General features: G+C 71.4%; 9 protein-coding genes. 4 read left to right on the top strand and 5 right to left on the bottom strand.

The features are described 5' to 3' along the window. The 3 genes from ACFYSC_RS36690 to ACFYSC_RS36680 all read right to left on the bottom strand — a co-directional run. Positions 1 to 356: aldehyde dehydrogenase family protein (locus ACFYSC_RS36690; RefSeq protein ID WP_389970952.1), on the bottom strand; the 356-nt coding region annotated here is incomplete at its 3' end. Continuing rightward, positions 353 to 1,654 carry an aspartate aminotransferase family protein gene (locus ACFYSC_RS36685; protein WP_389970949.1) on the bottom strand — a complete coding sequence of 434 codons (1,302 nt, stop codon included), beginning with the start codon at positions 1,652 to 1,654 and terminating at the stop codon, positions 353 to 355. The genes ACFYSC_RS36685 and ACFYSC_RS36690, both read right to left, overlap by 4 nt. A gap of 214 nt (positions 1,655 to 1,868) precedes the next feature. After that, positions 1,869 to 3,380 carry an MFS transporter gene (locus tag ACFYSC_RS36680; protein WP_389970946.1) on the bottom strand — a complete coding sequence of 504 codons (1,512 nt, stop codon included), beginning with the start codon at positions 3,378 to 3,380 and terminating at the stop codon, positions 1,869 to 1,871. Between the two features lie 54 nt (positions 3,381 to 3,434). Between ACFYSC_RS36680 and ACFYSC_RS36675 the strand changes: the two genes are divergently transcribed. Together ACFYSC_RS36675 and ACFYSC_RS36670 are read left to right on the top strand one after the other, a co-directional pair. After that, positions 3,435 to 4,223, top strand: a complete 789-nt coding sequence (locus ACFYSC_RS36675; protein WP_389970943.1) for a TetR/AcrR family transcriptional regulator C-terminal domain-containing protein — start codon at positions 3,435 to 3,437, stop codon at positions 4,221 to 4,223. Between the two features lie 187 nt (positions 4,224 to 4,410). After that, positions 4,411 to 5,172 carry a hemerythrin domain-containing protein gene (locus tag ACFYSC_RS36670; protein WP_389970940.1) on the top strand — a complete coding sequence of 254 codons (762 nt, stop codon included), beginning with the start codon at positions 4,411 to 4,413 and terminating at the stop codon, positions 5,170 to 5,172. A 131-nt stretch (positions 5,173 to 5,303) separates the two neighbouring features. Here the strand turns inward: ACFYSC_RS36670 and ACFYSC_RS36665 are convergent, their stop codons facing one another. Beyond that, entirely contained in the window at positions 5,304 to 7,277 is a 1,974-nt protein-coding gene (locus ACFYSC_RS36665; RefSeq protein ID WP_389970937.1) for a response regulator, read from the bottom strand. Positions 7,278 to 7,486: 209 nt separating this feature from the next. On the opposite strand from ACFYSC_RS36665, the gene ACFYSC_RS36660 reads away from it, so the two are divergent. Continuing rightward, complete coding sequence (locus ACFYSC_RS36660) at positions 7,487 to 9,112, top strand: PucR family transcriptional regulator ligand-binding domain-containing protein (RefSeq protein ID WP_362947007.1); 1,626 nt, start codon at positions 7,487 to 7,489, stop codon at positions 9,110 to 9,112. 100 nt (positions 9,113 to 9,212) lie between these two features. Here the strand turns inward: ACFYSC_RS36660 and ACFYSC_RS36655 are convergent, their stop codons facing one another. After that, positions 9,213 to 9,341, bottom strand: a complete 129-nt coding sequence (locus ACFYSC_RS36655; RefSeq protein WP_389970933.1) for a hypothetical protein — start codon at positions 9,339 to 9,341, stop codon at positions 9,213 to 9,215. Positions 9,342 to 9,666: 325 nt separating this feature from the next. On the opposite strand from ACFYSC_RS36655, the gene ACFYSC_RS36650 reads away from it, so the two are divergent. Continuing rightward, positions 9,667 to 11,133, top strand: a complete 1,467-nt coding sequence (locus ACFYSC_RS36650) for a phosphodiester glycosidase family protein (RefSeq protein ID WP_389970930.1) — start codon at positions 9,667 to 9,669, stop codon at positions 11,131 to 11,133. Positions 11,134 to 11,490: the final 357 nt, after the last annotated feature.

Here is an 11,490-nt window from a genome sequence, read left to right as displayed (position 1 = left end):
TTGAGCAGGTGCGGGATGCCGCAGGCGAACTCCACGACCTCCAGCCCGCGGGCCACCTCGCCCAGGGCGTCGGAGTGGACCTTGCCGTGCTCGGCACTGATCAGCGCCGCCAGCTCATCGGCGTGGGCGTCGACCAGCTCGCGGAAGCGGAACAGCACCCGGGCGCGCTTGACCAGGGAGGCGTCGCGCCACGCCGGCCAGGCCGCCGCCGCGGCGGCCACGGCCGCGTCCACCTGCTCGGTCCCGGCCAGGTGGACCTGTCCGCTGACCTTCCCCGTCGCCGGGTCGAAGACGTCGGCGGTGCCGTCGCCGCCCTCGACGGCGGCTCCGCCGATCCAGTGGGTGATGTTCTTCACGACGGGACGACCTCTGCGTTGACGACTTCGAGTGCGTTGACGATGATCCCGAGACCCTCGGCGGCCTCGTCCATGCTCAGGGTGAGCGGCGGGGCCATGCGCAGGACGTTGCCGTGCAGGCCGCCCTTGCCGGCGAGCAGGCCGGCCTTCCTGGTCTCCTCCATGAACCGGGCCGCCAGCGCCGGGGCGGGCTCGCCGGTGGCCGGGTCGGACAGCTCGACGGCGAACATCAGGCCCTTGCCGCGGACGTCGCCGACGACCGGCAGCCGCGGCGCGGCCTCGCGGAGCCCATCGATGATCAGGGCGCCGGTGCGGGCGGCGTTGGCCTGGAGGTCGTGGTCGAGGACGTAGTCGAGGGTCGCGTTGGCGGCGGCCATGGAGACGGGGTTGCCGCCGAAGGTGGCCAGGCCGACCGCGTGCAGGCCGTCCATGAGGTCGCCGCGGGCCACGACGCCGCCGACGGCGAAGCCGTTCCCCAGCCCCTTGGCGAACGTCATCATGTCGGGGGTGACGCCGTGGTTCGCGATACCGAAGAACGCCGAGCCGGTACGGCCCCACCCGGTCTGCACCTCGTCGGAGATGAACAGGATGCCCTCGGCGTCGAGGACCTCCTTGTAGGCGGCGAACAGTCCGTCCGGCGCCATGGTGAAGCCGCCCACGCCCTGGATCGGCTCGGCGATCAGGGCGGCCACGTCACCGCCGGTGGCGGTGGCGAGCACGTGACGCAGGTCCTCGACGCACGCGGCGATGTAGTCGGCGTCCGACATCCCGCGGAACTGGGCGAGGTGCCGGTCGGTGCCGTGCAGGAAGTGGACGTTCAGCGGCGACAGCGAGCTGTTCTTCCAGGAACGGTTGCCCGTCACGCTGATCGCGCCGAAGGATCGGCCGTGGTAGCTCTGCCGCATGGCGAGCACCTGGTCCGACCTGCGGGCGTAGGTCGCCAGCAGCAGCGCGGTCTCGTTGGCCTCGGTCCCGGAGTTGGTGAAGAAGACCTTGGCGTCCTCGATGCCGGACAGCCGGGCGATCTTCTCGGCGAGCTCGACCTGACCGCGCAGCAGGTACACCGTCGAGGTGTGCACGACACCGGTGGCGAGCTGGCGTTCCACGGCCTCCCGCACCTCGGCCACGTCGTAGCCGATCATGTTGGTGAGGATGCCCGCGAAGAAGTCGAGGTAGCTCTTGCCCGAGACGTCGACGACCCGGTTGCCCTTGCCGCCGACGATCTCGATGGGCTCGTTGTAGTAAAGGGACAGCCAGTTGGGCATTACCGCCCGGTGGCGCGCGAGGAGGTCCGACATACGTCGAGTATCCCTTTTCCTGCCCGCCGCTCCCACGGGCAACCTGTCGGGAGGTTACGGCCGGAGCCGTCACTGTGTAATACCGGGCGTAATACCGGGCGTAATACCGGGCCGCCCCATCGCCCCGCCCGGGATACGGGCGGGACAGAAGGAGCCACGGTGGCCGAGAGGCCGGGGCGCCGGGAAGGTCGAGGCCGCCGATGCCGGGGTGCCGTCAGCCGCCCGCCTCCACGAGGCCGGGACGCGCGGCCGGCGATGCCGCCACCACCGGCCGTAGCAGCACGAACGCCAGGACGGCGGCGGCGAGGGTGAAGGCGACGCCCACCCAGGAACCGAAGGCCATCGCCGAGACGAAGGACTCCCGGGCGGTCCGCGCCAGCCCGGGATCGCCGAGCCGCAACGCCACGGCCACGGAGTCCCGGGCCTCGGCGGGCGCCGACTCCGGCATGGACGAGCGGTAGACCCCGGCCAGCACGCTGCCGAGCACGGCCACGCTCAGCGCCATGCCGACCTGCTGGACGGTGTCGTTGAGCGCCGACCCGACGCCGGCGTGCTGGGGCGGCACGGCGCCCATCAGCGTCGCGTAGACGGCAGGCCCGGCGATCCCGGCGCCGACGCCCATGAGCATCAGGCCCGTGATCAGCAGGCCGTACCCGGTGTCGGCGGTCATGAAGGCGAGGGCCCCGAAGCCGAGGGCCATCACGGCCAGGCCCGCCGCCGCCAGCGTGCGGGTACTGACCTTCTGGCCGAGCGCCGCCCCCAGGATGTTGAAGACCGCGGCGGCCACGGCGTACGGCAGCAGCGCCAGCCCGGCCTTCATCGCCCCGTATCCCAGCACGAACTGGAGGTACTGGGTGAGCATCAGCAGCAGGGCGCCCGCGCCGAACGACATCAGCACGATGGAGAACGACGAGCCGCTGAAGTTCCGGTTGCGGAACAGCTCCAGCGGCAGCATCGGATGGGCGCTGCGGCGCTCCCAGAGCACGAACCCGCCGAGCGCCAGCACGGCCAGCCCGGCGGCGGTGAGCACCTCGGGCGAGGCCCACCCCTCGGACGGCGAGGAGATGACGGCGTAGACCAGCGCGGTCATGCCGGTGGCCGACAGCAGCACACCGGGCGGATCGAGCCGGCGGGCGGGGCCACGCGACTCCGGCATCAGCAGCGCGGCGGCGACGACGGCGAGCGCCGCGACCGGCACGTTGATCAGGAAGATCGATCCCCACCAGTAGTGCTCCAGCAGGAAGCCGCCCAGCGTGGGACCCGCGATGACGCCGACCATCGCCACCGCACTCCAGGCGGCGATGGCCTTGCGGCGCTCGGCGTCGTCGAAGACGGTGATCAGGATCGAAAGGGTGCTCGGCATCAGGATCGAACCCCCGACGCCCATCAGCGCGCGGGCGGCGACCAGCTGCCAGGGCTCGGTGACCAGCACCGCCACCAGCGAGGCGCCGCCGAACAGCAGCAGGCCGACGATCAGGAAGCGCCTGCGACCGTAGCGGTCGGAGAGACTGCCCGCGGTGAGCAGCAGCCCGGCGAAGACCAGGACGTAGGCGTCGATGATCCACTGGATGTCGGCGGGGGTGGCCTTCAGGTCCCTCATCAGGGACGGGATGGCGAGGTTCAGCACCGTGTTGTCGATGACGAGGACGAGGAGGCTCAGGCAGAGCACGCCCAGGATCCACCAGCGGCGGGGGTGCGGCTCGGCTCGTACGGTGTGCGATTCCACTCGCACACCGTACGACAAAATCGAACGGCGTGCGAACCCTTTTATGCTGGAGGGGTGAACCAGCCCTTCAGCTCCGTCTGGACCCGCGAGCCGCGGCCCGCCAGGAGCGCGACGCTCAGCCGGACCCAGATCGTCCGGGCGGCCATAGAACTGCTCGACACCGAGGGCCTCGACGCGCTCAGCATGCGCCGCCTGGGCGCCAAGCTCGGGTCCGGGGCCACGAGCATCTACTGGCACGTCGCCAACAAGGACGACCTGCTGGAGCTCGCCCTCGACGAGGTCTACGGCGAGCTCACCCTGCCCGACGAGGACGCGGCCTGGCGCGAGGCCGTCTCGGCCTTCGCCCACAGCGTGCGCGCCGTCCTCCTGAACCACCCCTGGGCGGCCGTCCTCCTGGGCTCCAGACCCTCCCTCGGCCCCAACGCCGTCGCGCTGGTGGCCAGGCTGATGAAGCTGTTCCAGCGGGCCGGGTTCCAGGGCATGGCGGTGGACTACGCCTGGTCCACGCTGCTGGCCTTCGTGCTCGGCGCCACCACGCCCGAGATCGCCTGGCGCGCGGCCCTCGGCGCCACCCGGATGAGCGGCCCGGAGCTGATGGAGACGACGCACAGCGTGGCGGAGCGCGCCGTCCGCGACCACCCCGACCTGGCCGCGCACTACGCCCGGTACAGGGACACGGACATCGAGGCCAGCCGCGCCCTCGCCTTCGACTTCGGCCTGACCTGCCTGCTCGACGGCCTCCATGCCCGCCTGGACCGCGGGGACGCCCATCCGCCGGGCCCGGACGCCGCCGGCCGGGCCGGGGCCGCCTCCCCCTGCGAGCATCCCGGCTCCCCCGCCTGACCGCCCCGCCCGGCCGCCCGTACGGCCGCCCCGCCCGGGGCCGGCCGTACCCGGTGGCGGCCGGGGGTGGGCGAAGCATTACCCGGGCCGCGGCGTGGCGCCGTGGCACGCGGGAAGAAACCCCACCGCACGCCGTCGGGGGGCGACGGCGCGGGCGGGCGAGTACGGCGAGGCGGTGACGGCAGGAATGGACGTCGTTGGAGATCCCTCGACCCCGGCGGTGCGCCGCCGTGACCTTCTGGGCCTGCCCGTCCTGGCGCTGGGGGCCGCGACCGGCCCGCAGGCGGCGGCCCGGGCGGACGGCGCGGATCCATCCCCCGCGCCGGGAAGACCGTCCGGGGAGGCTGCCGGGAGCCCCGAGGAGGTGCCGGTCACGCCGCCGGAGGATCTGATGCGCGAGCACGGCGTCCTCAAGCGCGTCCTGCTGGTGTACCGCGAGGGGCTGCGGCGGATCAGCCGCGGCGAACGCGTGCCGTCCCGGGAGCTGCACGACGGGGCCCGCGTCATCCGCGAGTTCATCCAGGACTACCACGAGGAAAGCGAGGAGAAGCACGTCTTCCCCAGGCTACGGCGGGCCGGCCGGCTCACCGGCACCGTGGACACGCTCCAGCTCCAGCACCGGCGGGGCCGCGTCCTGACCGACCGCATCCTGGAGACCACCGGCTCGTCCCGGTCTCCGGACGCGCGGGCCCGCCGCCGCCTGACCGCCGACATGGCGGCGTTCGTCCGGATGTACGAGCCGCACGAGGCCCGTGAGGACACCGTCGTCTTCCCGGCTTTCCGCGACCTCCTCACGCCCCGGGAGCTGCTGGAGCTGAGCGAGGTCTTCGAGGAGGACGAGCACCGCCGCTTCGGTCCCGACGGATTCACCGACATGGTGAACCGGGTCGCCGACATCGAAAGAAGCCTCGGCATCTACGACCTGACCCGGTTCACCCCCCGCGTGTGAGCGGTCCGCCGGGGCCGGCCGGGCGCGCGCCCGCCGCTGCGGGATCCCGCGGGCCCGGACCCCCGGGTCCCGTCCGCACGTCTCTTCGCCCCGGACGTCCGGGACGAAGAGACACGCGGGGAAGGCGGACCCTACAGGCCCATCCACTGCTGGATACGGGAGATCAGCTCCTGGGAGTCGACCGGCTTGGTGACGTAGTCGCTGGCGCCCGCCGCCAGGGTCTTCTCCCGGTCGCCGTGCATGGCCTTGGCGGCCACCGCGATGATCGGCAGGTCGGCGAAGCGCGGCATCTTCCGGATGGCCGCGGTGGCGACGTAGCCGTCCATCTCCGGCATCATGATGTCCATCAGGACGAGGCTGATGTCCTCGTTGCGTGAGAGCACATCGATGCCCCTGCGTCCGTTCTCGGCGTAGAGCACCTCCATGCCGTGCAGCTCCAGGATGTTGGTCAGCGCGAACACGTTGCGCACGTCGTCGTCGATGACCAGGACCTTGCGGTTCACCAGCACGGTGTCCGCGTCGTCCATCGCCCGGGGGTGCTCCTCCAGGCTGGGCTGCACCAGCGGCGGCACGCCGCCGGGCGCGTGCGCCGACAGGTGTAGGGCGATGCGCTCACGCAGTTCGTCGAGGCTGGGGATGCGCTCCAGCGGCTGGGTGTTGGACCGCCCCTTGAGGAGGTTCTCCTGCGGCCTGGTGAGGGTGCGGGTGTGGTGGGCGAGCACCGGCAAATCCCGCAGGACCGGGTCCTCGTCGAGCAGCCGCAGGAACTCCGCGGCCCCGTCCTGCCGCATGCCCAGGTCGAGCACGATGCAGTGGTGGACGGCGCCCTTCAGGACGTCGATCGCGGCGGCCGGGTCGCCGGCGGTGGAGACCACGACCGGCCCGTGGGTCGCGCTCAGGTCGGCGACGGCGCTCTCGGCGATCTGGGAGAGCAGGCCGTTCGGCCTGGACTCCATCACCAGCAGACGGCGCCTCTCCGCCCCCTGCGCCGCGCCGGCCGCGGGAGCGGGGCCCGCCGCGGCCGTCTCCGGGGCGGGCCGGTCGCCGGGTACGGGAAGAGGCGCGGGCCGGACGGCCGCCGCACCGGTCGCGACACCGGCGATCGGCAGGAGGAGGCTGAAGGTGCTGCCCTCACCGAGGACGCTGACCGCCCGGATCTCACCGTTGAACAGCGTGGCGATCTCCCGGCTGATCGACAGGCCCAGCCCGGTGCCGCCGTACTTGCGGCTGGTCGTGCCGTCGGCCTGCTGGAAGGCGTCGAAAATCTGTGAGAGGTTCTCCTCGGCGATACCGATGCCGGTGTCGGTGACGTGGAAGGCGAGCACGTCCTGCCCGGGGACCCCCGGGAGCCCGGTGCCGGTCGGCCGCTCGATGCGCAGCCCCACCGACCCCGTCTCGGTGAACTTCACCGCGTTGGACAGCAGGTTGCGCAGCACCTGCCGGAGCCTCTGCTCGTCCACCAGCAGCTCCTCCGGCACGTCCGGGGCGACGGTCACGTCGAACCTGAGGTCCTTCTCCGTGGTCAGCGGGCGGAAGGTCGCCTCGACGTAGTCGAGGAGCCGGCGCAGGTCCAGCGGTTCCAGCGTGATGTTCATCTTCCCGGCCTCGATCTTGGACAGATCGAGGATGTCGTTGATGAGCTGGAGCAGGTCGGTGCCGGCCGAGTGGATGACGTTGGCGTACTCCACCTGCTTGGCGGTCAGGTTCCGGGCCGGGTTCTGGGCCAGGAGCTGGGCGAGGATGAGCAGCGAGTTGAGCGGGGTGCGCAGCTCCTGGCTCATGTTGGCCAGGAACTCGCTCTTGTACTTCGAGGCCAGCGCGAGTTGCTTGGCGCGACGTCCTCCACCAGGATGGGCCGTCTGGACAGCGCGGCCTGCCCGACGAGCGAGTCGCCGAAACGGTGCCGGCGGTCGGTCTCCCGGTGCCCGTAGCCGCCGACCACCCGCCTCCTTGAGGAGCCCGTCGCCGTCGTCCGGCAGCCGCGTCCCGAAGTCGCCGTCGCGCACCGCCGTGAGACCGGCGAGCAGCCGGCGGAGATCCAGTTCCTCCACGCCGGAAGCGCCCCGGCCCGCTCCGCGACCGTCCGTGCCTGAAGTGTCGACCATCGCTTCTTCTGCCAGGGAAGGGTCAAGCGACCTCAGGCCCTATGGGTACCGCACCGCGGAATTCCCGGAACGGGTACGGCGTTGCCTGCCCCGGTGGCCCGGTGAGACCATCACCGGCGTCACGGAAGCGGTTAACTGCACAATGTCACGAAACATCCTGTAAAGCACCGGCAATCCGTATTTACACGCTGATCAGATAACCTCGGTGGGTGCTCCCTACGATCGCCGACGTGCTCGCCCTCGACACCGTCCGCCGGGGCAACCCCCGTGTCGTCGCGGGAGCCGACCGGCTGGACACCCGCGTGCGGTGGGTGCACGTGGGAGAGGTCACCGACATCGCCCAGCTGCTCCGCGGCGGGGAACTGGTGCTCACCACCGGCATCGCCCTTCCCGACGACCCCGACCGGCTCGCCGACTACATCGCCGAACTGGCCGCCGTCGGCGCCTCCGGGCTGATCGTGGAGCTGGGCCGCAAGTTCGTCAGGGAACTGCCCAGGAGCGTGGTCAACGCCGCCGAGAAGCACGGCCTGCCGCTGATCACGCTCGGCCGCGAGACGCCGTTCGTGCAGATCACCGAGTCGGTTCACGCCCGGATCATCGACATCCAGCTGGAGGAGCTGCGCGCCTCCGAGCAGCTTCACGAGGTGTTCACCGAGCTCTCGGTCGAGGGCGCCTCCCCCGCCGAGGTCCTCCGCCAGGTCGCCCGGCTGTCCGGGCGGCCCGTCCTCCTGGAGAACCTCGCCCACCAGGTCCTCGCCTGCGACACCGCCGGACGCGACACCGGGACGCTGCTGGCGAGCTGGGAGACGCGGTCCCGGGCGGTCGCCCCCGGCCGGCGCACCGCCTACGACGACGCCGCCGGCTGGCTGGTCACGATGGTCGGGGCCCGGGGTCAGGACTGGGGACGCCTGATCATGCTGTGCGACGCCCAGCCCGACCCCCGTGACATCGTGCTCGCCGAACGCGCCGCCACCACCCTCGCCCTGGGCCGCCTGCTGGAGCGTCACCAGGAGTCGCTGGAACGCCAGGCGCACGGCACGATCATCGCCGGAATCCTCTCCCACGCCTACGCCGACCCCGACGAGGCGGCGGCCCGCGCCCGTGCGGTCGGGGTGCCGCTGACCGGCCGCAGGCTGGTCAGCGTGGTCCTGCGGCTGGCCGAGGCGTCGGAGAACCCCCTCGACGGCCAGGAGCAGCTCGCCAGGCTCGGCGATCTCGCGGAGGCCGCCGCGGCCGCCTGCCGCGACGCCCGGCTGCCCGCCCTGGTCGGCGTCCTCGACCAGAACCGCGTCGGCGTCCTGCTCCCACTGCCGCCCCGCACCCCGGTCGAGTCGGCGCTGACCACCCTCTCCGACCGCCTGCGCACGGCGTTCACCGCACCGTTCGTCCTCGCCGCCGGCTCGGACGTCGAGTCCCTCCGCGACGTACGGCGAAGCTTCCTGGAGGCCGAGCAGGTCGCCGACGTCGCCTTCCGCCAGCCCGACGGCCGCCCCTTCTACCGTCTCCCCGACCTGCGGCTGCGCGGCCTGCTGCACCTGCTCAGAGACGACGCCCGGCTGCAGACCTTCGCCGAACGCGAGCTCAGCCCCCTGCTGGCCCACGACGCCCAGCGAGGCGGCGACCTGACGGGGATCCTGCGGGTGTACCTCGACTCCGGCCGCAACAAGGCCGTCGCCGCCCAGAGGGCCCACCTGTCCCGGCCCGCCTTCTACGACCGGCTCCACCGCCTGGAACGCATCCTCGACACCGACCTGGACGACGTCGAGTCCTGCCTCTCCCTCCACGTCGCCCTGCTGGCCCTGGAGTCGTTCAGGAGAGACAAGCCCCGCGGCTGAAACGCCCGTACCGGAACCGCGGGGACCGCGCCTTCCCAGGTCCGGTCCAGGGTGCGGCGCGAGCCGTACGGGACCCAGACTCCGTACGGCCCGCGCCCGCCTATGAGGGCCCGTCGGGCCCGGCCTCGGCGTGAACGGTGTCGTCGGCGCAGACGTACAGGTCCCAGCGCCGCGGTCGCGCCATGACCACGCCGAGGATGAAACCGAGGACCATGCTCGCGATGATCACAATGAGAATGCTCAGCCCCATGACGGCTGCCTCTCGCAACTTGTGCCGCCCGGCCTTGAGGGAATGCGGCTACTGCACCGTAACGCCGCCCTCCCACGCCCGCAGCGAAACCGCGGGGACTGACCCCTATTGACCAGCACGGCCGGCTCTCGCGGCGGAACCGTACCGGGGCTCCGGACGTTCCCCACGGCGGCGCGGCGGATGACCCGATGCTTTCTCCGACTTTCTCATGGCTTTTTGCGTGTTTCGCTCCCCCGGCTGTGTGGATCTTCGGCACGATGGTGCACCGAAGTCCGGTCCTCAACGGGGAGAGAGAAACACGCACATGTCGCGACGTATCATCGTCGGGCTTTCCGCCATCGCACTGGCCGCCACAGCGGTCCCGGCCCACGCGGAACAGACGAGCCTGACACTCCCCACATCGGCCTTCCCCCTGGGGCAGGAGCAGGGCCGCCCCCTGACCAAGAACCAGCGGGAGGTGAGCCGGGGCGTCCGGCTGTTCGATGTGGCGCACGGCAGTTCCACGCAGGGCTGGACGGTGTCGCTGCTGATGCCCAACGGGCACGACGACGGAACCCTCCAGGCCGCGCAGCTCAAGGCCGAGGAAGCCTCCGCCGCGGGGTTCACCCCCGTCGTGGTGCGGATCGTCCAGCCGGCCGCGGCCGACGCCCCGGCGGTGGAGCGGTACATGGTCCGCATCGGGGAGTGGGCGTTCAAGCAGCGCGCCGGTGCGGACAAGATGGTCAAGGACCTCAAAGAGGCCGGTATCAAGGCCAAGACCGACTACCTCGCCGACGACGGAGCCGAGACCACCGGCCCATGGAAGATGCACGTGCTGATGGTCGACCCCAAGCTCTTCCGGGGATCCTTCAAGACCAGCGTCGGCGTGAGCGTCGCCAAGCGCGAGACGACCAGCTCGATGGCCAAGGGCCTCAACGCCATCGCCGGGGTCAACGGCGGCTTCTTCAACATCCACACGCCGAAGCAGCTCCAGGGAGACCCCATGGGCGTCTCCGTGGTGGGCGGCAGGCTGCTCAGCGAGGCGGTGGCCGGCCGCAGCGGGCTGGTGCTCAACGGACGCAGGGCCCGGATCACCGAGCTGAAGTCGGTGACCACCGCCGCCTCCTCGGGTGGGGCCAGAGCCGAGGTCAAGGGCATCAACCGCGCCGCCGGCCCCGACGAACTGGTCCTCTACACCCAGGAGTTCGGCGCCAAGACCGCGGCCGACGGTGGCGCCGAGGTCGTGATCGACGCCCAGGGCAAGGCCACCGCCCGCGCGGCCGGCGGCGCCGTCCCCCGCGGATCCTCCGTCCTCCACGGAACCGGGAGCATGGCGGAGTGGCTGCTGTCGTACGCTCCCGACGGGTCCACGATGAGCATCGACAACAAGGTGATCGACCTGCGGACCGGGAGGGGCGTCCCCCTCACTCCCGAGACGTACATCATGGGGGGCGGTGTCGGCCTCGTCAGGAACGGCCGGGTGCAGATCACCGCCAAGGCCGACGGGCAGGCGTCGGTCAACATGATGCTCCGCCGCCATCCGCGCACGCTGGTGGGCATCGGCAGGTCCGGGGGGCTGATCGTGGCGACGGTCGACGGCCGCGATCCCGGGGTGAGCGTCGGCGCCTCGATGGTGGAGGCGGCACAGCTGATGCGCTGGCTCGGCGCCAAGCAGGCAGTCAACTTCGACGGCGGCGGCTCGTCCGCGATGGTCGTCGGCCGCAAGGTCGTCAACCGCCCGTCCGACGGCAGGGAACGCACCGTGGGCGACGCCCTCTTCATCACGCCGTGATTCGTACGGGGCCGGCCGGGGAACGGACGCGAAAAAGCGAGGTCCCAGGCGGCGACCGTCCAGAACCCCGATAATACAAAAAGGGCCGCTTCCCCGGATTCACCGGGGGAGCGGCCCTTTTCTGTTCCCGACCACCCGAGGACGGCCCTTCCCCACACCCCGAAACCCGGGAAACGCGAAAAAGCGGGGCCCCGGACGACGAACGTCCAGAGCCCCGCCGAAACCCAGAATCCCGAAACCCGGGAACCCCCGAAAGCCCGACAAATACAGAAAGGGCTGTTCTCTGACGAAGTCAGAGAACAGCCCTTCCCATGAAAGATTGTCCGGCGGCGACCTACTCTCCCACACCGTCCCCGG

Origin of the sequence: Streptosporangium sp. NPDC004379 (assembly GCF_042873875.1) — a bacterium.
Lineage (GTDB): Bacteria > Actinomycetota > Actinomycetes > Streptosporangiales > Streptosporangiaceae > Streptosporangium.
This window is presented reverse-complemented; position numbering and strand designations above follow the sequence as displayed.

Coding starts and splice junctions, on each gene's coding strand:
- ACFYSC_RS36685 (WP_389970949.1), bottom strand. CDS start 1,654: ATGTCGGACCTCCTCGCGCGCCACCGGGCGGTAATGCCCAACTGGCTG.
- ACFYSC_RS36670 (WP_389970940.1), top strand. CDS start 4,411: ATGGACGTCGTTGGAGATCCCTCGACCCCGGCGGTGCGCCGCCGTGAC.
- ACFYSC_RS36665 (WP_389970937.1), bottom strand. CDS start 7,277: ATGGTCGACACTTCAGGCACGGACGGTCGCGGAGCGGGCCGGGGCGCT.
- ACFYSC_RS36650 (WP_389970930.1), top strand. CDS start 9,667: ATGTCGCGACGTATCATCGTCGGGCTTTCCGCCATCGCACTGGCCGCC.